23 protein-coding genes are annotated in these 25229 nt (G+C 38.2%); 1 reads left to right on the top strand and 22 read right to left on the bottom strand.

From position 1 onward, the window contains the following. Positions 1-6: 6 nt before the first annotated feature. The 17 genes from ACIQXI_RS01085 to citZ form a co-directional block, all read right to left on the bottom strand. A complete protein-coding gene (locus tag ACIQXI_RS01085; RefSeq protein WP_402920624.1) occupies positions 7-1374 on the bottom strand; it encodes a replication initiation and membrane attachment family protein in 1368 nt (455 codons plus the stop codon). Positions 1375-1396: 22 nt separating this feature from the next. Continuing rightward, positions 1397-1867: a transcriptional regulator NrdR gene (gene nrdR / locus ACIQXI_RS01080; RefSeq protein WP_402920621.1), complete on the bottom strand. Its 471-nt coding sequence runs from the start codon at positions 1865-1867 to the stop codon at positions 1397-1399. Between the two features lie 199 nt (positions 1868-2066). Then, positions 2067-3089, bottom strand: coding sequence for a glyceraldehyde-3-phosphate dehydrogenase (locus ACIQXI_RS01075; protein WP_402920618.1), 1023 nt, complete (start codon positions 3087-3089; stop codon positions 2067-2069). 365 nt (positions 3090-3454) lie between these two features. Continuing rightward, the gene (coaE, locus tag ACIQXI_RS01070) at positions 3455-4048 is read right to left on the bottom strand and encodes a dephospho-CoA kinase (RefSeq protein WP_402920615.1); all 594 of its coding nucleotides are present in this window, start codon (positions 4046-4048) and stop codon (positions 3455-3457) included. A 14-nt stretch (positions 4049-4062) separates the two neighbouring features. Continuing rightward, positions 4063-4935, bottom strand: a complete 873-nt coding sequence (gene mutM, locus ACIQXI_RS01065; protein WP_402920612.1) for a bifunctional DNA-formamidopyrimidine glycosylase/DNA-(apurinic or apyrimidinic site) lyase — start codon at positions 4933-4935, stop codon at positions 4063-4065. Between the two features lie 11 nt (positions 4936-4946). Further along, positions 4947-7574, bottom strand: coding sequence for a DNA polymerase I (gene polA, locus ACIQXI_RS01060; protein WP_402920609.1), 2628 nt, complete (start codon positions 7572-7574; stop codon positions 4947-4949). A gap of 206 nt (positions 7575-7780) precedes the next feature. Continuing rightward, positions 7781-8221 carry a DNA polymerase I gene (locus ACIQXI_RS01055; protein WP_402920606.1) on the bottom strand — a complete coding sequence of 147 codons (441 nt, stop codon included), beginning with the start codon at positions 8219-8221 and terminating at the stop codon, positions 7781-7783. 298 nt (positions 8222-8519) lie between these two features. After that, complete coding sequence (hflC, locus tag ACIQXI_RS01050) at positions 8520-9536, bottom strand: protease modulator HflC (RefSeq protein WP_402920603.1); 1017 nt, start codon at positions 9534-9536, stop codon at positions 8520-8522. After that, the gene (hflK, locus tag ACIQXI_RS01045; RefSeq protein ID WP_402920600.1) at positions 9536-10522 is read right to left on the bottom strand and encodes an FtsH protease activity modulator HflK; all 987 of its coding nucleotides are present in this window, start codon (positions 10520-10522) and stop codon (positions 9536-9538) included. The genes hflC and hflK overlap by 1 nt, the downstream gene beginning before the upstream one ends. Before the next feature lie 306 nt (positions 10523-10828). Further along, on the bottom strand, positions 10829-11542 hold the full coding sequence (locus ACIQXI_RS01040) for an LrgB family protein (protein ID WP_402920597.1): 714 nt from the start codon (positions 11540-11542) through the stop codon (positions 10829-10831). Next, positions 11539-11904: a CidA/LrgA family holin-like protein gene (locus ACIQXI_RS01035; RefSeq protein ID WP_402920594.1), complete on the bottom strand. Its 366-nt coding sequence runs from the start codon at positions 11902-11904 to the stop codon at positions 11539-11541. The genes ACIQXI_RS01040 and ACIQXI_RS01035 overlap by 4 nt, the downstream gene beginning before the upstream one ends. A 249-nt stretch (positions 11905-12153) precedes the next feature. Further along, the gene (gene pnpS, locus ACIQXI_RS01030; protein ID WP_402920591.1) at positions 12154-13707 is read right to left on the bottom strand and encodes a two-component system histidine kinase PnpS; all 1554 of its coding nucleotides are present in this window, start codon (positions 13705-13707) and stop codon (positions 12154-12156) included. Next, entirely contained in the window at positions 13704-14420 is a 717-nt protein-coding gene (locus ACIQXI_RS01025; RefSeq protein ID WP_402920588.1) for a response regulator transcription factor, read from the bottom strand. The genes pnpS and ACIQXI_RS01025 overlap by 4 nt, the downstream gene beginning before the upstream one ends. 55 nt (positions 14421-14475) lie before the next feature. After that, a complete protein-coding gene (locus tag ACIQXI_RS01020; RefSeq protein ID WP_402920585.1) occupies positions 14476-14916 on the bottom strand; it encodes a MaoC/PaaZ C-terminal domain-containing protein in 441 nt (146 codons plus the stop codon). Positions 14917-15107: 191 nt separating this feature from the next. Then, positions 15108-16046, bottom strand: coding sequence for a malate dehydrogenase (gene mdh / locus ACIQXI_RS01015; protein ID WP_402920582.1), 939 nt, complete (start codon positions 16044-16046; stop codon positions 15108-15110). A gap of 178 nt (positions 16047-16224) precedes the next feature. Further along, positions 16225-17487, bottom strand: a complete 1263-nt coding sequence (gene icd, locus ACIQXI_RS01010) for an NADP-dependent isocitrate dehydrogenase (protein ID WP_402920579.1) — start codon at positions 17485-17487, stop codon at positions 16225-16227. 80 nt (positions 17488-17567) lie between these two features. Continuing rightward, complete coding sequence (gene citZ / locus ACIQXI_RS01005; protein WP_402920576.1) at positions 17568-18683, bottom strand: citrate synthase; 1116 nt, start codon at positions 18681-18683, stop codon at positions 17568-17570. A 250-nt stretch (positions 18684-18933) separates the two neighbouring features. On the opposite strand from citZ, the gene ACIQXI_RS01000 reads away from it, so the two are divergent. After that, positions 18934-19899, top strand: coding sequence for an AI-2E family transporter (locus ACIQXI_RS01000; RefSeq protein WP_402920573.1), 966 nt, complete (start codon positions 18934-18936; stop codon positions 19897-19899). Here ACIQXI_RS01000 and ACIQXI_RS00995 read toward each other — a convergent pair. The 5 genes from ACIQXI_RS00995 to accD all read right to left on the bottom strand — a co-directional run bounded on the left by ACIQXI_RS00995 (position 19883) and on the right by accD (position 25211). Further along, positions 19883-20272: an FxsA family protein gene (locus ACIQXI_RS00995; RefSeq protein WP_402920571.1), complete on the bottom strand. Its 390-nt coding sequence runs from the start codon at positions 20270-20272 to the stop codon at positions 19883-19885. The two genes, ACIQXI_RS01000 and ACIQXI_RS00995, sit on opposite strands and share 17 nt — an antisense overlap. 155 nt (positions 20273-20427) lie before the next feature. Continuing rightward, positions 20428-22188, bottom strand: a complete 1761-nt coding sequence (pyk, locus tag ACIQXI_RS00990) for a pyruvate kinase (protein ID WP_402920568.1) — start codon at positions 22186-22188, stop codon at positions 20428-20430. Between the two features lie 27 nt (positions 22189-22215). Next, entirely contained in the window at positions 22216-23175 is a 960-nt protein-coding gene (gene pfkA / locus ACIQXI_RS00985; RefSeq protein WP_402920565.1) for a 6-phosphofructokinase, read from the bottom strand. Between the two features lie 229 nt (positions 23176-23404). Then, positions 23405-24361 carry an acetyl-CoA carboxylase carboxyltransferase subunit alpha gene (locus ACIQXI_RS00980; protein WP_402920562.1) on the bottom strand — a complete coding sequence of 319 codons (957 nt, stop codon included), beginning with the start codon at positions 24359-24361 and terminating at the stop codon, positions 23405-23407. Beyond that, on the bottom strand, positions 24354-25211 hold the full coding sequence (gene accD / locus ACIQXI_RS00975) for an acetyl-CoA carboxylase, carboxyltransferase subunit beta (RefSeq protein WP_402920559.1): 858 nt from the start codon (positions 25209-25211) through the stop codon (positions 24354-24356). Before accD ends, ACIQXI_RS00980 begins: the two co-directional genes overlap by 8 nt. Between the last annotated feature and the right edge of the window lie 18 nt (positions 25212-25229).

Here is a 25229-nt window from a genome sequence, read left to right as displayed (position 1 = left end):
CCTACCTTACTTATCGCTTTTCCCTAGCATGGCTAATATTTTTTGACGCTCTTTTTCAAAATCCATCGTGCTAGAAGCAGACGCACTTTCCTCTGGTTGCTCATTGCGTTTGTAAAACCACTCAGGCACCTTTTCCTTATGCTGATTGTTGTTCCGCCCTTTTACAAACTGCGTATTTTTAGTTGGCGTCTGCGGTTTATTTTTCCATGTTGTATATTTATCATGTTCTTGGCGTGCAAGTTCCATTGCTTCCTTCGCCGTTTTAATATTTTTACGTACCCAATGGTCAGCAATTGTTTCTACATATTTCTTCGGAAGCTTCATATCCGTTGACAGCATGACGTACTCAAGCAAAGCATTGACCACGCCTACCGGCATTCCATGCTGAACAATTAAACTCTCAGCTAATTGGACAGATGTTTGCAATGGTTCCTTCCCATTATTAATATCTCGAAGCACTTGTACAGGAGGCGTTGACTCTAAATAATGTTGCAACTCCTGATCTTTCGTTTTTTGAACAGCGTCTTCCTCGGCAGGCGTCGTATATACTTTCGCTAGCTTTGGTGGCTCTTTTGATACTGTAAGTTTATAAAAATCAGCTGCCGCTTTGCGCAAGCGTTCTAATGAAATGCCTAAATCATCATCAAGCGCTAAAATAACGACCTTTTGCATATCTAACGCTGTTAAATGATATAAAAATGCTAACTTTGCAATAGTTTCACGTACTTCAAGCGTCAGTAAGCTTGCTGGTACTAACTGGTCAGATAAGCCTGCCTGTAGCAGGTCAAAGTCGAACTGCTCAAAATAAAACGGATAGACCTTTTGCGCATTTTCTTTGCTTTCAATTCCTCCTTGCAAATCGGTAGGAATTTTCGTACTAACCGGTTTAAAGACATCCATAAAGGCACGTGATACTTCCTTAAATTCTGTACCCTTTACAGGCTGAATAAAACGTTGACGCAACTTGCGGTATGCCTGTTCTCCGATTTTACTAAACAAAAACATGGACAATAGTGGATCTTTCATAAAGCTATCTGCATCAAGAGGGCGCATGAGCTCGTATACAAAGCTTCGCTGATCTGCCTCTTCTTTTTTCCAAGTTCGCAATAAACCGATTGCTTCAAGCGCTATACGCGCTTCAAACACTTTACCTATCGGCAGTCCAAGCACATTCATTAAATAATAATGGTTCATTTGTTGACTTGGCGTTTGTTCTGCCTCAGCCCATAACGTTAAATAGAGACTGATTGGTTCAGCACCGGTTAAAGGTTGATAAAATAACGTTACTAACTGACGTTCCATTGTGGAAAGCGCATGAGGTAGACGAATGTCAAAAGTATCAGCCGGCTGCAATTCTTTATACAAATGAATCAACGTCCGTCACCCTCTCTGTTTCCTATGATTTTTTTTCTGTTTGACGTTGAATAATTTCTTTGATTTCCTCAATAAAAACATTGATATCTTTAAACTGGCGATAAACAGAAGCAAAACGAACATAGGCCACTTCATCGATTTTTGCCAAACGGTCCATCACCATTTCCCCAACATCTTCTGAGCGCACTTCAGCATTTCCAATACGGCGAAGGTCTTTTTCAATGGACATTACAAGCCCCTCTAATACATCTAGGGCGACAGGGCGTTTCTCACAAGCACGAATAAGACCGCGCAAAACCTTCTCGCGGCTAAACTCCTCACGCGAGCCTTCCTTTTTCACAACGACTAACGGTGTCTCTTCAATTTTTTCAAACGTTGTAAAACGAAAGCCACATGACTCACATTCACGACGTCTACGAATTTCTTTATTATCATCTACTGGCCTCGAATCCACTACACGTGTTCCGTTAAATTGGCAAGAAGGACATCTCATATTTTTACTCTCCTGATTCCACAACAATTTGATATTTATATTATAACAAATTTCCTACAAGTAAGAAAAGCTCATTCACCTTAGTGCCTGGCACTCAAACAATTCTGAATATTTTGATTACATAGTTTTGTCTATTTTAAATAGAAAAGCACATTGAAACCATTACCGTTTCAATGTGCTTAAAAGTAGTAAAACTTTATTATGCTTTAACTGTTTCTAAAGCATTGGCAACTTTTTTCACTAAGTCTACTACACGTGCAGAATAGCCCCACTCGTTATCGTACCAAGCAAGAACTTTTACTTTACGATTGCCCATTACCATAGTTGATAGACCATCAACTGTTGATGAGAAAGTTGTTGTGTTGTAGTCAACAGATACTAGTGGCTCGATTGAGAAGTTTAAGATGCCTTTCATCGGTCCTTCAGTCGCTGCCTTAACAAAAGCAGCATTCACAGAATCAACTGTCACATCTGTATTTAAATCTACAACAAGATCTACTAATGAGACGTTTGGTGTAGGAACACGAAGTGCCATACCGTGAATTTTACCTTCCAATTCTGGTAACACTAGTTTCAGTGCTTTCGCAGCACCTGTAGAAGTTGGAATAATTGATTGTGCACAACCGCGCGCACGACGTAAATCTTTATGTGGATTATCTAAGTTTTTTTGGTCATTTGTATAAGCGTGAACTGTAGTCATTAAACCGCTTTCGATGCCGAATGTATCATTCAACACTTTTGCAACTGGTGCTAAGCAGTTTGTCGTACATGAAGCATTTGAAATGACATCATGTTTTTCAACATCTAGTTTTTCATCATTTACACCTAAAACAATTGTAACGTCTTCGTTTTTACCTGGTGCTGTTAAGATAACCTTTTTTGCGCCAGCTTCTAGATGCATTGCTGCTTTCTCACGATCATTGAATTTACCAGTTGCTTCAATTACAATATCCACGCCCATTGTAGCCCATGGTAATTTTAATGGATCACGTTCACTAATAATTTGGACACGTTTACCATTGACAATTAAAGCATCGCCTGCAGGTTCAATCGTACCTTCGAATGTTCCGTGATTTGTGTCATACTTAATCAAATGTGCTAACGTTTCTGCTGGATAGCTTGCGTTAATCGCAACGATATTTAATTCATCCTGCATGATCGCTTGGCGGAAAACCATACGTCCGATACGTCCGAAACCATTAATAGCAACTGATACTGTCATTATAAAATCCTCCTGTGAGTGCATACTCATAATCATTATATACTTACTTTACGGTAATTAGTATAACACAATTTTAAAAAAGATGAACATTATATATTGATAATAAAAAAGTTCTTATTTTCTGAAAAATAGCACCTTTTTAGAAATGAAAAAATACAGTGCTTTACGCTTATTATTACGCATAAAAACAATAAAATGCGCAACGATGAACGCTGCGTATTGAATGAATATTTGCACTACCATCGATCTTTGCGAGTAACAATATTCCATTTTATGTATAAAATTAATAAAGCAAAGGCATCAAGAATACGTCTCATGATGCCTTTGCCATTACACTGCATATACGATTAACCCACACATTTCAACTAAAGTACGCCCCAATGCGTAAGAATCTTCAATAATTGCTCTTCTGTTTGCTGTAAATTTTCATTGTTGTAGATGACAGCATGGGCACTTTTTTCTTTCACGGACATCGGTAATTGTGAATGCATACGAGCAAGCGCATCTTCTTTTGATAATTGATTGCGCTCCATTAATCGGCGAAGTTGCACCTCTTCACTAACGGAAACCACTAGAATACGCTCAACAAAATGTTGTAATTTACTTTCAAAAAGTAATGGGATATCCATCACGACATGTTTTTGCCCAGCCTCTAAATAAGCATCACGTTGACGCAGCATTTCCTGACGAATTGCAGGGTGCATAATATCATTTAAAATTTTGCGTTTCGCAGGCTCATGGAAAATAATATCCCCTAGTTTCGAACGATTCAATGTGCCATCTTGCTGCAAAATATCATTTCCAAAATTTTCAACAATGAGAGCCAACGTCTCTGTTCCTGGTTCAACAACATCACGCGCGACAATATCTGCATCGACAATCGGTAACCCTAGTGCTGTCATCATTTTTGCGACTGTACTTTTACCACTCGCAATACTTCCTGTTAGTCCGATAATCATAGTTTATTCCCCTTTTAATGTTGACAATTCGGACAAAACACGGATGTTCGTCCACCAATTGTCATTTGACTCGTCCCTGTACCACATGCAGGGCATATTTTCTTTCCGTACATTTTTAAGCGATTTTGCATGCTCCCTGCCTCACCGTTAATATTGCGATAATCTGAAATTGTCGAGCCTCCTGCATCAATACTTTGGCGCAAGACCTCTACAATCGCAGCAAACAATTCACGTTTACGCTTTTCACTTATCCTGTTCATTTTGCGGGCCGGGTGAATTTTTTGTGCAAACAACGCTTCTGTGGCATAAATATTGCCACAGCCTGAGATTACTTGCCCATCCATAATGACTTCTTTCACAGCTTTTTTCTCGTATTTCGGTAGCAATGATTTCGCTATAAAATAATCACATGCCACTTCATCAAACGGTTCAGGTGCCATTTTTGTTAATGGGGCATGATCTTCAATTTTCGTTAAAAATCGTAATTCTCCAAAGCGACGAATATCTGAATAAATTAAATAGCCGCCATCTGCCATTTGAAATGTCGCATGAATATGCTTTTTAAATTTCTCTTCGTTTATTTCTTCAGGTGTATTGACGATAAACCATGCACCAGTCATACCTAAATGACTAACTAACACATAGGACCTATCCTCTTTTTGCAAATGAAAAAATATATATTTTGCGCGGCGCTCAATCTTCGTAATCGTCATTTGAGACAATGCCATCTCAAATGCATCTGGCTCAGCTTGCTTGACGATACATTGCTTTCCTTCATCATAAGAAAAGCGGATAATCTCTGAAAGCTGAACTTGCTTAATTGTGCGCCCTTCAATTTCTGGCTTTAATGCCTGTACGACACCTTCAACCTCTGGTAATTCAGGCATGATACCCCTCCTTACTTCGCTTCGTACCAAGTTGCCCCATAGTTGAAGTCCACTTTCAATGGAACTATCAATTCAATGGCATTTTCCATAACCTCTGGTACAATTTTTTCCAACAAGGCAATTTCTTCTCTAGGTGCTTCAAAAATCAATTCATCGTGCACCTGTAGAAGAAGTTTCGCTTGCATATTTTCCTTTTTCAAGCGAGCATCCATATCAATCATTGCTTTTTTAATGATATCTGCAGCACTTCCTTGAATTGGTGTATTCATAGCAGTTCTTTCCGCAAAGCTTCGTAGATTGAAATTCGAGCTCGTGATATCTGGTAAATAACGACGGCGATTTAATAGCGTTGTGACAAAGCCATTAAATTTAGCATCTTGGACAATGTCATCCATATATTTTTTTACGCCTGGGAAGCTGGCAAAGTATTTGTCAATAAAGATAGCAGCTTCCTTGCGCGTAATATCTAAGTTTTGTGATAAACCGTAGTCACTAATACCATAAACAATACCGAAGTTAACGGCTTTAGCAGCACGACGCATATTGCTATCAACTTCTTCTGCTGTAACATGGAAAACATCCATCGCTGTACGAGTATGAACATCCATGCCTTCTTGGAAAGCTTCCACTAAATTTTTATCTTCAGACATATGTGCAAGAACACGCAATTCGATTTGCGAGTAATCGGCAGAAAAAAGAATCCAATCTTTTTGTGATGGCACAAACGCCTGACGTATTTTACGACCTTCCTCTAAGCGAATCGGAATATTTTGTAGGTTAGGGTCTGTTGAACTTAGACGACCAGTTGACGTTAGTGCCTGCTGGAAGCGTGTATGCACTTTGCCGTCCTTTTCGTGTATTTCTTTAAGCAAGCCTTCAATGTAAGTTGATTGTAGCTTTCCAAGTTGTCGGTACAATAAAATATGCTCAATAATGGCATGTTCGGGCTTTAATTTTTCCAACACATCTGCGGCTGTAGAATAACCTGTTTTCGTTTTTTTAATGACTGATAATCCAAGCTTATCAAAAAGAATTACACCTAATTGTTTCGGTGAATTGATATTAAATGCTTCTCCCGCTTCCGCATAAATTGCCTGTTCAATAATGACTAATTTATTACTTAGCTCTTGTCCCATCGCTTCAAGTGTTGCACGGTTCACTGTAATCCCTTCACTTTCCATCTCGCTTAAAATCGAAGCCAATGGTAGTTCTAGGTTTTTATACAAGTCAAACTGTTCATTTTCTTTGAGCAATTGCTCTAATTTAGGTTGTAATGTCCACACAGCAAACGCTTTACGGCTTACATGTTCAGCTAAGACATCGCTAGCTGGTATTGCACGTTTTGCGCCTTTTCCATAGACTGCCTCATTTGCTTGCACATCACGGTACCCTAGGTCTTTTGCTAAAGTTGCTACATCATCCCCACTAAGTGCAGGATTATTAATATACGACGCTAACAGTAAATCAAATTCCACACCTACTAAACGAATACCTACCCGTTGCAATGCTGCCTGCGCTGCTTTGGAATCTGAAATATATTTGATTTTCGTTGCATCTTCCAACCAACGACGCAGTACATCGGATTTAGAAGCCGCCTCAAATGGCACATAAAACGTACTCGTTCCATCCGTTAATGCCATACCTAACTGCTGACAAGTATGATAGTGCTCGTCCTCTAACTCTAGATGCAAAGCCATCACATCTTTTAAGTGTTCAGGCTTCACTTCTTGGACAAAATCAAAGGCAAATGGTGCACGTTGTTCTTCTTCAACAGCAAATTCACTTTTTTCTAACAATGATTTGAAACCTAGCTCCTGCCATACACTAATAAGCTGTTCTTCGTTTGGGCCATTGTAAGCAAGATCATTAAACGTAATGTCGATTGGGGCTTCTGTAAAAATTGTAGCTAGCTTTTTACTCATAAGCGCTTGTTCCTCATTGGCAACAAGCTTTTCTTTCATTTTCGAAGCTTTTAACGTATCTATTGCTTCATATAATGCCTCAACTGAACCGTGTTCTTTTAACAATTTAACAGCTGTTTTTTCGCCAACCCCAGGTACTCCAGGAATATTATCCGAGGCATCCCCCATGAGACCCTTCATATCGATAATTTGAAGTGGCGTTAGGCCATACTTTTCTTCAATAAAGGCAGGTGTATTTTTTTCGATTTCTGTAATACCTTTTTTCGTAATGTACACAGTTACTTTATCTGTTGCGAGCTGTGTAAGATCGCGGTCACCTGACACAATAATGACGTCCATATCTTGTCCTGCTGCTTCTTTGGCCAATGTTCCGATAATATCGTCGGCTTCGTACATTTCTAGTTCATAGCGCTTAATCCCATAGGCATCGATCAGTTTACGAATATAAGGAAACTGCTCTGAGAGTTCTGGTGGCGTTTTTTGACGGCCACCTTTATATTCTGTAAAGGTATCGTGACGGAACGTTGTTTTACCTGCATCGAAAGCTACGAGCATCTTCGTCGGTTGTTCTTCCTCTAAAATTCGTTGTAACATCGTGGTAAAACCGTATACTGCATTCGTATGAATGCCACTATCATTCGTTAGCAATGGCAATGCAAAAAATGCACGATAAGCTAAACTATTACCGTCGAGTAATAGTAATTTTTCCTTAGTCATTTTAATGTCCTCCTGAAGTCGTCGTTCTTTTCATTGTAAAACGAAAACGTATGTTTGAAAATGCCTCTTTCCTCTACTTTATCGGGAAAGCTAACTTTTTACCAATCATAGGGACGGATATTAGTTGAAAAATTCACTTGAAGTTTATTTTCACGTACTTTTTAAGCCAAAACCATAAAAAAAGTCAATTGCTCCTAGCAATCGACCTACTTACTATTATTAACTGACGTCTTCGCTCTTTCTTTACGGAAGAAAATCTCCTCATAAATAACTGTCAGAATGAAAGCATTCATAAAAGCAACAACGAAAACTAAAGGCATGCCACCTAGTTTTAAATGTGTTAGTCCTTCACTAAATACCATTACGATGCCAATTTGCGCGAGGAAGAAAATAAAGCCAATGCCCACTTGCCAAATAGGGCGTTGTTCTTTGCGTTTGTCATACCAGAACATTTTTTTAAAAGCTTTTCGTACATCCTCTGCAATAACCAATCCTAATAAAAACAATACTACAAAAAATACCGGAATATAATAAACACTTTTGGTCACCCAAGCAAAATCAGTTATACGAAAGAAAAGTGTAAAAAACGATGCGATGCTACAAGCAATCCCTAAGTTTTGGAGCCACGTGCTAATGGTTAATTTCACAGCTATTACCCCCATTTATCATCTTTAAACATCATCATTTTATCAGAAAATAGCAGTCTATGACACAACCAATTACTTGTTAGAATTAATTTCATAGTTTGGACACTTATTTGGCTGCGAGGACAAATGTGAAAAAGTGTTAGATTGACGATAATCAATCTAACACTTTATAGTCATTGATATCCCTACGGACGGCTTTATGTGCGGCCTAAGCTGAACTCACAGCTTCTTCTATCAACAACAAATGTCTTCTATTTAATTAAGCTATGCTCTATTAACCCCTGCAAGGATTACACTATTACTCTATATAGCCTGATAACACTTTTGCATACGGTGACGTTGAAGGCAAGATAATAACCGTATCTTCCCCAACTGTTTTCTTATAAGATTCTAATGTCCGGTAGAGTGAATAAAACTCTGGGTCTTTTGAAAAGGAGCTATTGTAAATTTTCGCTGCCTCCGCTTCCCCCTCTGCTTGTATTAATGCAGCTGCTTTGTTGGCCGTTGCTAGCATCTCTTGCACTTCTCTATCTGTTTGGGCTTCAATACGGCGTTTATCCGCATCCCCTTCTGATAAATATAGTTGTGCGGTAGATTGACGTTCCGAAACCATGCGTGTAAAGACAGATTGCTCATTTTCTACTGGCAAATCTGTGCGACGAATGCGCACATCGACTACTTCAATGCCATATTTATCGTTTAGCAATAGTTCATTCACCTGAGCTGTGACACGGTCATTTAAACTACCTCGAGAAGTTTTTTCATCACCGAAGTTTTCATCATTTATGATTTGCTCGTATTTTAGTTGCCCAAGCTCTGTACGTATAACAGAATAAATAAACTCCGCCATCCTTGATTCTGCCTTCGTTAGCGTTCCCGCATTGGAGATTAACGCTTTTGGATCTGTTATACGCCATACTGCATAGTTATCGATAATAATACGCTTTTTATCTTTTGTATTAATTTCTTCTTCAGAAATATTATAGGTTAATTGATTTTTCGGCAATGTCGTCACACTCTGAATAAAGGGCACTTTTATTTTCAAGCCTGGATTTCGTTCAAATTTGACCACTTCCCCAAACTGTCGAACAACTGCATACTCAGACTCTTTCACAATATACACATTGGCAAAGAGAATGACGGCAACAGCGAAGACAACTGTTAATGTGACAATGAAAGAAATATACTTTTTAGGATTTAAAGGACCCTTTTTGGACATTTTAATCACATTGTCTCCATCACTTGGAGCAGTACTTTTTGATTTTCCCGATAAAAATTTTAGAAATTTATCTAAATCTTTATTTTTTTGGTCCATTAATTACCGCTCCCTTCTTTTTTCTCTGTTGTTGTCTGTTGCTCTGTCGGTGCTTGTTGAGTCGTTGGTTGTAGCGCTTGTAATGGTAAATACTTCATTGTACTTCCATCATCATTCATAATATAAATTTGTGCTTTCGGTAACACATTTTCAAGCGTTTCTAAAATTAAACGCTCGCGTGTAATTTGTTGATTGCCTTTGTATTGTTCATACATTTTATTAAAGACTGCTACATCCCCGTGAGCTTGCTCAATACGTGCTGTTTTCGCGCCATTCGCTTTTGAAATAATCGCATCTTTTTCACCAGTCGCTTCACTTATGCGTTGGTTTTTATATTTTTGCGCTTCATTTGTTTTTGTATTTTTCATCTCGCGTGCATCTGTTACAGCTGTAAATGCTGCACGTACTTCTGCATTCGGTAATTCCACATCCTGCAATTTGACACCTAATACACCAATGCCAATATCATATTTATCAATAAGTGAAACAAGCAAGTCTCTTGTTTTTGCTTCTATATCTGCTTTTCCATCTGTTAACGCAGCATCAATTGTCGAGCTTCCTATTATAGAGCGAATCGCGCTTGAAGTAGCGCTATGTAATATTTCTTCTGGATTCTGTGCATTAAATAAGTACTTACGAGGGTCGGTAATTTTCCATTGAACAACAAGATCTGTTAAAACGATATAGGAGTCTCCTGTTATCATTTTTGTTTCAGCATCATACGTGACCAATTCACCTTCTTTATCTTGCTTGTAGCCAAACTGTAAACTAAATGTTTCTCTCGATAAAACCTCAACGGTTTGTATTGGCCAAGGCATTTTCAAATGTAAGCCCGGATTTGTTACGGTTTCATCGGCACGACCAAATGTTATCACTACGGCTTGCTCTGATTCATCGACTGTGTACCACGAAGTAAATACCGCGATAAGTGCCACGATTCCAAATATACCAATTCCGACCATCATTAGTGTCCTTTTCACACTCATGTCTGTTCCTCCCTTTTACTTAGTACTATTGTATACGGTATAGCCTTTAAAAAGATTCAAAATAATTTCATAAAGTAAACTCAATCGTAAGTCAAATACATAAGGAGAGCTCCTAAATTGTAAAAATCCACTTCGCTTTCCGCGGGCACGATGTAAGCTAGAATCGTCGCTTGACGCGCCGCCTGTTGTAGTTTACATTACGTGCGTTCCCACACGACTCTACGTGGATTTTTACTTGGTAGTTGTTTGAGTGACTGGCACTCAAACAATTCGCACAACTCACACAATAAAAAAATCCTGTTACCATTAAGGTAACAGGATATTCATCACAACATGTTCTAATACCGGAAACAATGTAGTGGATAAAACAATACTAATGAGAGCAGCTACAATCATCGCAAGACTAGCAAAGGTTCCTTCTAGTTCTCCCAACTCAAATGCTTTTGAAGTACCAGTGCCATGTGCACCCATACCAAGCATTAAGCCTCTAGCAGACGGCTTGCGGAAATGACATATCCGCATAACGATTGGTGCCAGCAAGCTAGCCAAAATACCAGTTGTCATAACGAACACCGCAGTTAGCGTAGGTGAACCACCTATCATATTGGAAATATCCATGGCTATAGGTGTTGTGACAGAACGCGGTACTAGACTATGAACTAGCTCGTTATTTAATCCAATAACTAGTGCGATAATGTATGACGAGGCAATTGCAACAGCTGAGCCAACGGCAATACTAAAAATAATTTCAAAAGCGTGCTTTTTTAAAAGCTGAACATTTTTATAAATCGGCACTGCAAAGGCAACGGTTGCAGGTCCTAATAAATTAGACAAAATATTTGCCCCTGCATTATACGATGCATAAGAAGTACCGGTTACTAGCAATATGATAATAATCACGAATGGCGTAATTAATATCGGTGTTAGCCATTCCTTCTGAAACTTTTGATAAAGTGCTTTGCAAGCATAAAAAATAGCTATGGTTCCTAATAAACTGATGACAGCAATAACGATACTCATGCAGCGTCACCTTTCTTTCTCCCTAACCACTGGGCAGTATAGCCCGTCGTTAGCATGACAACAAATGCACTTATTAAAATAACAACGACGACTTTCATACCTTGTAAACCGATTAACGCATCATAATCAATGACACCAATCGCCGAAGGAATGAAAAACAATAACAATTCACTAAGTAATAATCCTGCGCCTAACTCGATCCATTCTAGCTTAATAAGATGAAACTGTAACATTAAAAATAACAAAACCAGTCCAATTATACTACCGGGAATCGGCAAGTGAAGTAAACGCGCAATACTATTTCCTATAAATAAAATTATATAAAGATAGCCGATTTGCACGCAACTTTTGACGATTTTCATGGTCAACCTTCTTTCAATTCATTATGCTACTATACTTTACACCTAATTCATTCAAGTGTAAAACAGAAAAGAATCTATCTCCAAAAAAAATTTGGAAATAGATTCTTTTGTTGTGAATACTAAAGTAGCAACCATCGAAATCTTCAAATACATAATTAAAATCTTTGGACGGTTATTTTCATCTTTTTAATACAAAATAGGGGGTTTCTATAAAATAGTATACCCCTCTACTTTGAATGTTACGTATAATTATTGTAAAGAATTTGTTAATTTTTTCGGAATCATCACTATCATTTTCGTGCCAACGCCTACTTTGCTTTCTACTTGAATTCGTCCATGATGCGCCTCGACAAGGTGCTTCACTATGGCCAATCCTAAACCGGTTCCACCAGAATTTCTGCTGCGGGCACGATCCACACGATAAAAACGTTCAAAGACACGTGCAATTTCATGTTTTTCAATGCCGATCCCCTCGTCTTCTATTTCAATTATTCCATAAGTGTCATCTTCCTTTAAGCGGATCGTTACGGTTGTATTTTCAGGTGAATACGTTATAGCATTTGTGATTAGATTCGTAACAATTTGAATGACGCGATTAGCGTCCCCCATTACTTCTACATCACGCGCAATATCCACATGAAAGCTCATATTTTTTTCATCAAGTCGCGGACCTGTTAATTCCGCACCCCGTATCAATACATCTTGCAGACCCATTGGCATAATATTAACGGTGAAACCATGTTGTTCAATTTTAGATAGCTCTAATAAATCTTGAATAAGCATTTGCAGACGATTACTCTCTTTATGCATTATCTCCAAAAATGATAGAAGCATTTTTTCATCCTTATACGCACCATCTAATAATGTTTCAGAAAAGCCTTTAATCGACGTGATGGGTGTTCGAAGTTCATGTGATACATTGGCTACAAAATCTTTACGGATTTGCTCCAAGCGGACAAGCTCCGTTATATCATGCATAACGATAACGACCCCTAGCCATCGTCCGTGGTCGCCAATTACGGGTGCTCCATAAACTTCCTTATTGTATAGCTCTTGTTGTACTTCCATTTTAATTTGTTGTCGATAGGGCATTTCTGTTAAAAAGACATGGTCTATAAATTGCTCAAGCGTTTTCGGTAAACCAATCGTTCGAAAGACTTTCCCTTGCACATGCTCTATTTGCATGCCAAAACGTTCTAAAAATACACGGTTGACGATAGATATATTGCCTTCGCGTCCAATCATCATCAGGGAGCTTCCCATATTTTCAATTAACGTTTTTAGCCTTTCTTCTTCTACCTCTCTAATCGTCGTAATATCCTGTAAATTGCGCGCTAAAATATTTATAGAATGGCTAAGTGGCATCATGCGTTCATGCTCATTTTCATGTGCACGCGCACGGTAATTTCCTTTTGCCAATTCAAGCGCTGTTTCAGTCACATTATCAATTGGAGCGGTGAAATTGCGAATCATATAGCGACTGACAATCGCTATTAAAATAAGTGTAATTGTAAATAAAATCGCTAATACGCCGTACAACCGAGCACGAACATAGGACAGCAGTGAGTCCTTCATGTCGATTGTTTGCGCACTAAATAAAGCGTCTCTATCTTCATCAGATAAAGAGATTTGCCGTTCATTAAGTACTTTTTCCATTGCTTCTTGACTAAATGCGCTCGACTGCTCGTTATATTGCTCAACATAAACAGGAAAAAGCTGACCTATCACAATCATTAGGACAGCAAGAATTGTTCCGAGCGATAGCATGAATGTCAAAAATAAGCGATTGCTCATTGATTTCATGAAGTTTTCGGCTCCTCAAATTTATAGCCAAGACCTCGAATGGTTTTAATAAACATCGGCTTACGACTATTTTCTTCTATTTTATCGCGGAGATGACTAATGTGCACATCCACAATACGAGTATCGCCTGCAAAATCATATTTCCAAACAGCACTTAATAGCTGATCACGCGTTAATACACGGTTTTTGTTTTCTAATAAATATATAAGTAGTTCAAATTCCTTCGGTGTAAATTCAAGTGCTTCTTCTTGTAAAAACACTTCAAAACGCTCTGGATAGACACGCAGTTGGCCAAATTCATACATTTTTTCTTGAGGCTCATCTTTATCCTCTAAAACAACATTTTGTGTAAATCGTCTTAGAACAGCTTTAACACGTGCTAATACTTCCCGCGGGCTAAATGGCTTGGTCATATAATCATCAGCACCTAGCTCCAAACCAAGCACTTTATCGAATTCATCATCTTTTGCTGTTAGCATAATGATAGGTGTATTCATTCGTTGCTGACGAATTTGCTTACAAACTTCCATGCCATCAAGCTTCGGAAGCATTAAATCTAGAAGAATTAAATCTGGCTGAATTTCCATAGCCTTATTCAACCCTTCTAAACCATCCGCCGCCGTTTCAACGGAATAACCAGCCTGCTCTAAATTATATTTTAATAAGGTCGCAATTGAAAATTCATCTTCTACAACTAAAATAGTCTTTGTCATGTTTATTGCCTCCGATAGTGATTTGAAACCCCCATTTCAAATCTCAAGACGCTCGCTATAATGCCAGTGGTGGTGTCACCAGCAAAGTTCCTTCAATTACTAACTGCTTTTGTTCATTATAGGAGAGCACAGTTACGGTAATCGTATTCTGTACTTTATTCACTTCTGTTACCTCTAAAAGCGTATCAAATAATTCATAATGATAGAGAGGTTCTAAATACGTTAAATGCTGTTCAATAATACGTGCACCTGGTCCAGGAATATACTTTGATACCGCTGACGTAATTATGCCATTTAACATAATTGTTGGTACAATCGGCTTTTTAAAAGGCGTCATCGCTGCATAATCGTGTTGAATATAAAGCGGATTATTATCATTTGTCAATCCTAAATAAAGCAATAAATCCTTATCTTCTATTTTTTCAGTAATATGAATCTTCTCGCCAACTGTAATTTCATCAATAGTGAGACCAAGTTTACTGTTCTTTTGAAGCAAAGATATGCCAACCCCTTTTCTATCATACTACCTTCATAGTATCAATTTTATTCTAAAAGTACAATGAAAAGCAGAATAACCATTTTATGTTTATGCATAGTATGAAGTACAAATGAGGCTGTTTCTTACAGTAACTTTATGTATAAAAAAATCGAGTAAGAATGAATCCTACTCGATTACATAAACTTTTATTAACTCAACACTTTCATAACTGCTTTGACAGCTTCAGCAGAATGATCCAATGCTGCCTTTTCTTCATCAGTTAATTCTAGTTCAAAGATTTTTTCAATACCATCCGCACCAAGTAATGTTGGTACGCCTAAATAAATATCGTTATAACCATATTCGCCTTCTAAGTAAGCAATTGAAGGCAATATACGCTTTTGGTCTTTAATGATGGCTTCAGCCATTTCAACCAGCGCAGCTGCTGGAGCATAATAGGCAGAACCATTCCCAAGCAAATTAACGATTTCCGCACCACCGTTACGTGTACGGTCAACAATTGCCGCTAAACGATCTGGGGCGATTAATGTTTCCAGTGGTATGCCACCCGCAAAAGAATACCGAGTAAGTGGAACCATTGTATCCCCATGGCCACCTAGTACAAAACCAGTAATGTCTTTTACAGAAATGTTTAGCTCTTCTGCAACAAAAGCACAGAATCGAGCAGTATCCAATACTCCTGATTGACCGATTACTCGGTTTTTCGGGAAACCAGTTTCTTTAAATACTGTGTAAGTCATCGCATCAACAGGGTTAGTCAATACGATAATGGTTGCGTTTGGTGAATGAGCGGCAATTTCTTGTGAAACAGTTTTCATAACGCCTTGGTTGATTTGAACTAAGTCGTCACGGCTCATGCCAGGTTTTCGCGCGACACCAGCAGTAATGATGACAACATCAGAATCTGCAGTATCTGCATAGTTAGAAGTACCTTTAACAAAAGAATCAAAACCTTGTATTGGAGCAGCTTCCCACATATCTAAAGCTTTACCCTTAGTTGGCTTTTCAGCTTGAGGGATATCTACTAATACAACATCACCAAGTTCTTTTTGTGCTGCTAAAAAAGCTGCAGTAGCGCCGGTGAATCCGCCACCGATTACTGAGATTTTTTTACGTTTCAAAGACATTTGAATACGCTCCTTTTGTATTAGATTATATGCTAAAAAAGGGAGGAGAATAAATTCTCTCTCCCTCGATTAAACCAGGTACTTATATTACTGTAGCAAACCAATTTTACATTAAACAGCTATCTGTTGAAAGGTTAAGGATCGTTACAGTTATTATTTTTACGTTATGCCGTAAAAATTATAAGTTTTTAATTAGTTCGTTAGCGAATTCTGAACATTTCACTTCTGTAGCGCCGTCCATTAAACGAGCGAAGTCATAAGTTACAACTTTTGAAGAGATTGTATTCTCTACAGATTTAGTGATCATGTCAGCTGCTTCTTGCCATCCTAAGTGTTCAAGCATTAATACACCTGAAAGTAATACTGAAGATGGGTTTACTTTATCTAAACCAGCATATTTAGGTGCTGTACCGTGAGTAGCTTCGAAGATCGCATGTCCAGTTACGTAGTTAATGTTTGCACCTGGAGCGATACCGATACCACCAACTTGTGCAGCTAATGCATCAGAAATATAGTCACCATTTAAGTTCATTGTAGCTACTACATCGAACTCAGTTGGACGAGTTAAAATTTGTTGTAAGAAGATATCAGCGATAGAATCTTTTACTAAGATTTTACCAGCTGCTAAAGCTTCAGCTTGAGCTTTGTTTGCTGCTTCTTCACCTTGGTCAGCTTTAATTGCATCGTATTGGTTCCAAGTGAAAGTTTGATCAGCAAATTCAGTTTCAGCTAATTCATAACCCCATTTTTTGAATCCACCTTCAGTGAATTTCATGATGTTCCCTTTGTGAACTAGCGTCACAGATGGGCGGTTATGTTTAATAGCATACTCGATAGCAGAACGTACTAAACGCTCAGTACCTTCTTTAGATACAGGTTTTACACCGATACCTGAAGTTTCTGGGAAACGGATTTGATTTACACCAAATTCAGTTTGTAGGAAGTTGATGATTTTTTTAGCTTGTTCAGAGCCTGATTCGAATTCGATACCAGCGTAGATGTCTTCTGTGTTTTCGCGGAAGATAACCATATCAACGTCTTCTGGACGTTTAACTGGAGAAGGTACTCCATCAAAGTGACGTACTGGACGTAAGCAAACATATAAATCAAGTTGTTGACGTAAAGCTACGTTTAGAGAGCGGATACCACCACCGATTGGCGTAGTAAGAGGACCTTTGATTGCAATTAGGTATTCGTTAATTTTATCTAAAGTTTCTTGTGGTAACCATTCACCAGTTTGGTTAAATGCTTTTTCACCAGCTAGAACTTCTAACCATTCAATTTTCTTTTCACCGTTGTAAGCTTTTTCTACTGCTGCGTCAATTACGCGTGATGCTGCTGCCCAAATATCTGGACCGATTCCATCACCTTCGATGAATGGGATTACTGGGTTATTTGGTACATTAAGTACGCCGTTTTCAACTACAATTTTGTTTGACATTTTTGTTGCCTCCTAAATTCATAATCATAGGACTGTGTTATAGGTAACACAGTCCCAAATATTCTAGCATATTTTCCAAATCAGCGCTCACTGATTGGAACATATTTCTGCATGCCTGGTCCAACATATTCTGCACGTGGACGGATTAGGCGGTTGTTAGCATATTGCTCAAGAATATGTGCTACCCAACCAGAAGTACGTGAAACTGCGAAAATTGGTGTGAATAAGTCATGATCGATACCTAAAGAATCGTATACTGACGCAGAGAAGAAGTCTACGTTAGCTGGTAATTTCTTTTGTTCAACAATCATGTCATGGATTTTAACTGACATATCATAAAGCTCTGGTTTACCAGTTAGTTCAGTTAATTTTTGTGACATTACACGTAAGTGTGGTGCACGTGGGTCGCCTTTGCGGTATACGCGGTGACCGAAGCCCATGATTTTTTCTTTGTTATCTAATTTATTTTGAATATAAGATTCAACATTATCAAGAGAACCAATTTCAGTTAACATTTTCATTACTTGCTCATTTGCTCCACCATGAAGTGGTCCTTTTAAAGCACCGATAGCTGCAGTTACACCAGAGTATACATCTGATAAAGTAGCTACACATACACGTGCAGTAAATGTAGAAGCATTTAATTCATGGTCAGCGTGTAATACTAACGCTTTGTCGAACGCTTCCACTTCGATTGGTGCTGGCTCTTCGCCTTTTAACATATATAGGAAGTTCGCTGCATAGCTAAGCTCTGCTTTTGGTTGAATTGGCTCTAAACCTTTACGCACACGCGCAAATGCCGTAACAACAGTTGCAATTTTAGCTTGTAGACGAATTGCTTTACGATAGTTAGCTTCTGGATCCATAACATCCGCTTCTTCATCGAATACACCAAGTAAAGATACTGCCGTACGAAGTGCAGCCATTGGATGTACAGTTGAAAGTGGGTACGTTTTGAATTGGTCTACAATTGCTTGTGGAATAGACATGTTGTCTGCTAATTGTTGTTTTAACTCAGCAAGCTCGTCTGCTTTAGGTAAACGAGTATGCCAAAGTAGGTAAATTACCTCTTCAAATGATGCGTTGTCTGCTAAATCATCAATGTTGTAACCAACATATGTAAGTGTGTCATCGATAATTGAACTGATTTTAGATTCCGCTGCTACGATACCTTCTAAACCTTTTGTTGCTGACATAAATTATCGCTCCCTCATACTAATAATTTTGTTGTAAACGCTTTTTCAACCTTAGCATTTACGTTTTTGCTCACATGAACCATTAAGTAAATCGCTTACATTGTTATTATAATCATTTTTGACAGCTTTGTGAATGAAAATCCTTCAAATAAAGAAAAAGTAGGACGAGCGACTAGAAAAACGTACTAAAGAGGTTTTTTTGTATATTTTGACAATATTTTTTCTTTTGAATTGGGGTGAATTTGTTAAAATGAGGAATATTAAATATTTTTCATACGAAAGAACTATTAATGTTTTGTTATTTATCTTTTACTTAGTGATTCTATGGTTCGTATTACCTGTATCACTTGCTATATTTTTGTCTTTTACAACGTACCCTATCATAAATTTCTTGCATAAATACTGTAAGATCAATTATTGGATTGCTGCGATGATTGTTGAAATACTGATACTTTCTTGTATTGCGCTCCTCATCGTCATCTCGATAAACAGTATTATACTCATCTTTCCAGAAATACGTGATACACTGCAAAACTTCCCATTGTTCACTGAATACGAGTCTATATTCATTCAGTTTTTACAAGAAAAATCGTTATCTATTTTCGATTCTATCGTAGTGTATACTGCGAATTTATTTCAAATATTTATGAAACACGTTATTGAAGTTTTTATTTTTCTTGTGGCCTATTATTTTGCGTTAATCGAAACACGTAAATCTCGTTATTGGTTTTTTCAATACGTTCCAAAAAAATATAGAATCCAATGGCAATCGCATTTTTCTAAAGTTATGCAACTCTTTCATTACTTTGTATTTGTGGAATTTCAATTATTTACAATAACATTGCTTATATTGTGTGGGGGCTTTTTACTATTACAATTTGAACAAGCCATTATTAAAGCTTTTATAGTTGCGTTCGCAGATGTTCTACCGTTCTTTGGCATCGGGGTCTTTCTCGTCCCAATGAGTATTTACTTTTATTTTAATGGCGATACCTTTTTATGTGTAGCCATTTTACTGTTGTATTTGTTTGTGCAACTAACAAGGCAGCTAGCTGAATCGATGCTTTGGTCGAATACCCTGCAATTACGTACGTTTCATACGTTTTTCATCAGCGCTGCCTCCATCTTATTATTCGGTTTTTATGGTATTTTACTCAGCCCGATATTTTTATTTTTAGCTGTAAAAATAAAAGATAAAGCTATTTTTGAACGATAATAAATTGTCCTTTTTTCATTTTTTTACGCATCCAGTAAAATACAAGTGGTTGGAACAATTTTCGTGTTATCGGCAACAGCAATAGCAAACCAATGATGTCTGTGATAAAACCGGGTAATGCTAAAAGGACACCACCACTAAAATTTAACATCGCATCCACTAGGGCAGGTCCAGGGGCTTCCCCTCGCGCTACCATATGTTTTACGTTTTTCACTGAATTGATACCTTTATTTTTCGCTATATAAATGCCAATGATTGTCGTCGCGACAACAAGTAATAATGTATTGAAAACACCAATATTTTGACCAATAACTATTAATAACGCCAATTCGGCTAATGCATATACAACAAAACTAAGAAAAACTTTTTTCATATTTTTCTCCTTTCTATTGAAAAAGCTATACCTTTTATACGTTATTATAGCCCAATAAGTTTCAACTAAAAATAAATAGGCCTTAAAAATATGTATCCTTATTATTTAAAAAGCTCTAGTACGGTTACCCCATACTAGAGCCTTTTCACTAACTATTAAAGAACACTTGCATGTCCTTTGTATATAACACCTGTTTCAGCATCCATTGTTATTTCCTGACCGTGGCGAATTAAAGTTGTTGCTTCTTTTACGCCGACGATTACAGGGATACCAAGACTTAGCCCTACTACAGCAGCATGACTTGTCAAACCGCCCTCTTCTGTAATAAGTCCGATACATTTTTCAATCGCTGGCATCATCTCACGATCTGAACCTACCGTTACTAAAATACAGCCTTCCGTATCATACGCTAATGCTTCAGCAGCATTTTTTGCTACAACCGTATGGCCTATTACAGATGCTTTACCTATACCTTGTCCACGAGCGAGTAAATCACCGATGATGTGGACTTTCATTAAGTTCGTAGTACCCGCTTCACCAACAGGAACACCTGCCGTAATTACTACTGCATCCCCATGCGTTACAAAGCCATGTTTTAAGCTTTCATCGACTGCAAGTTCTAAAATTTCGTCAGTCGTTGTAACACGTTGACATACTACAGGATATACACCCCATACAAGTGTTAGTGCACTAGCAGTGTTTGCTGCACCAGTTACAGCGACAATTGGCACACCAGGACGATATTTAGCAATCATGCGTGCTGTGTTACCACTCTCAGTTGGTGCTAGTACGGCTTTTACGCCTAAGTTAATCGAAGTATATGCAACTGCTTGAGAAATTGCCTCTGTCATATTCGCTTCTTTTTCACGACTGCGTGTTGAAACGATTGCTTTATAGTCTAACGAATTTTCTGTACGCTGTGCAATTTTGTTCATTGTTTGTACAGATTCAACTGGATAAATCCCTGCTGCTGTTTCACCAGATAGCATGATTGCATCCGTTCCATCAATAATGGCATTTGCAACGTCACTTGCTTCCGCTCGTGTTGGACGAGGATTACGTTGCATTGAGTCTAACATTTGAGTTGCTGTAATAACTGGTTTACCAACTTGGTTACATTTTAAAATTAATTTCTTTTGAACTAAAGGCACTTCTTCAGCAGGAATTTCTACACCTAGGTCACCACGAGCAACCATTAATCCGTCTGATACTAAGATGATTTCGTCGATATTATCGACACCTTCTTGGTTCTCGATTTTCGGGATAATTTGAATGTGGCTTCCGCCATTTTGCTCAAGTAATTCACGAATTTCTAAGACATCTTTAGCTCGTCGAACAAATGAAGCGGCAATGAAATCTACACCTTGTTTAATACCAAATAGTATATCTTGCGCATCTTTTTCAGTAATTCCAGGTAGTTGTACTGAAACACCAGGGACATTAACACCCTTTTTATTTTTTAAGACTCCGGCATTTTCCACGATTGTATGGATAAGTCCTTTTTCCGTATCTGTCGCTAATACTCGTAATTGAATTAAGCCATCATCCAATAAAATAATTGAATTTTGCTCTACATCTTCAATCAGTCGATCATACGTAACAGAGAAACTTGCCTCTGTTCCTTCTACCTCCGACATTGAAATATCTATTACTTGACCAGCTGTTAAATGCAGCTCGCCATTTTTCATATTATGTGTGCGAATTTCAGGTCCTTTTGTGTCGAGCAAAATACCAACCGGTTTCCCACACTTTTCTGCAACTTCACGAATTAAATTAATGCGCACTTCATGTTCTTCATGTGAACCATGTGAAAAATTCAAGCGAGCTACATTCATACCTGCTTCAATTAGTTTTTCTAAAATTTCTGGTGACTCACTTGCTGGACCAATTGTACATACGATTTTTGTTTTTCTCATTTTCTGCCCACTCCGTTTTACGCCAAATTATATTGATAGTTCTTTCATTAAAGTATATAAGCTTACATCTGACTCATGGTGCCTTTCGAAAGCTTCCGGCATATCATAGTCAATAACTGTATGGTTGCGTATACCAACAGCTCGACCAGATTTACCTTGCATTAACAATTCTACTGCATGTGCACCAAATTGACTTGCGAGGACACGATCACGTGCTGTTGGAGAACCACCGCGTTGAATATGACCAAGTACAGAAACACGCGTTTCTTTACCTGTTTTGTCTTTTAGTAGTTTTGCCAACTCGCTACCTGACATTACACCCTCTGCTACAATAATGATACTATGCTTTTTCCCTCGTGCTTCACCACGCTCTAAACGTGATACGATATCATCTAAATCAAAATCTTCTTCGGGAATTAAAACTGTTTCAGCCCCTGCTGCAAGCCCTGCCCATAATGCAATATCGCCTGCATCGCGCCCCATTACTTCAACAATAAAAGAATTTTCATGGGAAGTCGCTGTATCACGAATTTTATCGATTGATTCTACGACTGTATTCAGGGCAGTATCAAAGCCAATTGTGTATTCTGTGCCAGGAACATCGTTATCAATTGTGCCAGGCACCCCAACAACTGGGAAACCTTTTTTCACAAGATCCATTGCTCCTCGGTAAGAACCATCACCCCCGATAACAACTAGCCCTTCGATACCTGCTTCTTGCATTTTTGCAATACCTTGCAGTTGGACAGCATCTTCTTTAAATTCAGGGCACCGTGCTGAAAATAAATTGGTACCTCCTCTTTGAATGATGCCACCTACAGAGCCCAAATCAAGTAGCTCAAAAGATCCTTTAATTAAACCTTCATAGCCATGCTTAATTCCGACAACATCTATTCCATGATAAGCTGCCTTACGAACGACCGCTCGAATCGCTGCGTTCATGCCCGGGGCATCTCCACCACTTGTTAATACGGCAATTTTTTTCATTGTCGAACAACCTCCTGCAGTGTTATCTAATATTATTCACATTAACACGAAAAAACAAACTATGTAAGGGTTCTGGGGCTAGAAAAACATAACTTTTACATAAAAAATGAAAAGAATGCGCTTTCACACACTCTTTCCATTCCGAAGTATCCAAAATTTAACATTTTTTATAAATTCTTCGCTTTATTTTCACGAATTAGACCTTCAGAGCTTTGCCATGCGATTTTGTCTATTCTTCTATATATTTTCCGATTTTTTTAAATTTTTCATATCGGTCTTCGATTAATTGTTCACCATTTAAAGAATTTAATACATTAAGTGTGTCACTAATACATTCCTTAATATTAATTGCCTGCTTTGCCACATTACGATGGGCACCGCCAATAATTTCAGGGATAATCCCGTCAATGACACCAAGCTCTTTTAAATCAGGTGCAGTAATGCGCATCGCTTCTGCCGCCTGCTTCGCAAGACTACCATCACGCCATAATATTGAAGCTGCACCTTCTGGAGAAATAACTGAATAAGTTGAGTTCTCTAACATAAATACACGGTTTGCAACGCCTAACGCTAAAGCGCCACCACTACCGCCTTCTCCAATAACAATACTAATAACAGGTACTGATAGGCCCGCCATTTCTACTAAATTACGAGCAATTGCCTCACTTTGACCACGCTCTTCCGCAGCTTTCCCAGGGTAAGCACCTTTCGTATCAATAAAACAAATAATCGGACGTTTAAATTTCTCTGCTTGTTTCATTAAGCGTAATGCCTTACGATAACCTTCTGGATGTGGCATCCCAAAGTTACGACGAATATTTTCTTTTGTGGATTTACCACGTTGGTGGCCAATAATTGTGACAGGTTGACCTTCAAATAGGGCTATCCCACCAAGAATCGCCGCATCATCTCCAAATGTACGATCTCCATGTAATTCAATAAAGTTTTCACACATAGCTTCAATATACTGCAACGTTGTTGGACGTTCTGGATGTCGTGCTACTTGCACGCGATCCCACGGTTTCATGTTGGAGTAGATTGATTGCTCCAGTTGTGTTAAACGAGTTTCTAACTTTTCAATCTCGCCTGTCATATCTACATCTGCTTCAGCAGCTATCGTTTTTAATTCATCAATTTTCTCACGTAATTGTACTACTGGTTCTTCGAAAGCTAAATTTTTAGACATGTTGCACGCCACCCTTCGTATGCATTTTTACAAGCACAGCTACTTGTTTTCGTAAATCTTTACGATGGAAAATGGCATCTAGTTGACCATGCTCTAATAAAAATTCTGCTGTTTGGAAATCACTCGGTAGTTTTTCTCTTACCGTTTCTTCAATTACACGTCTACCTGCAAAGCCGATTAATGCTTGAGGTTCCGCAATATTAATATCTCCAACTGAGGCAAAGCTTGCAGAAACACCACCAGTAGTTGGATGCGTTAAGATTGAAATAAATAATAAGCCTTCATTGCTATGACGTTTTAATGCAACACTTGTCTTCGCCATTTGCATTAACGATAATACGCCCTCTTGCATACGCGCCCCACCACTTGCAGTGAAAATAATAAATGGCACACGTAATTCTGTTGCTTTTTCTATCGCACGTGTTATCTTTTCTCCAACAACAGAACCCATTGAACCCATACGGAAATGAGAATCCATTATGGCAACAACAATATCTTCACCTTCAAGTGTCCCTAAACCCGTCAAAACAGCTTCATTTAAGCCTGTTTTTTGTTGATCGGCATTAATTTTCTCTACATAGGCAGGGAAATTAAGTGGGTTACTTGATTGTAAGTGATCGTCCATTGAAACGAATGAACCTTCATCTAAGAAGTCTGCTACACGCTCCTGTGCAGTCATTTTAAAATGATGGCCACATTTCGTGCATACTTTATGGTGCTTTTCTAATTCTTTTGTTAACTGAATGTGACGGCATTCTGGACATTTTGTCATGAGTCCTTCTGGAAATGCCTTTTCTTGTCCATCCTGTTTCTTTTTTCGATTTGTGTTAAATATGTCGCGTATTGCCATGATTGACTCCCCCTTTGT

The sequence above is a fragment of the Lysinibacillus sp. NPDC097195 genome, assembly GCF_044762075.1.
Lineage (GTDB): Bacteria > Bacillota > Bacilli > Bacillales_A > Planococcaceae > Lysinibacillus.
Note: the sequence above shows the minus strand (reverse complement) of the source record. Positions and strands in the feature narration are given on the sequence as shown.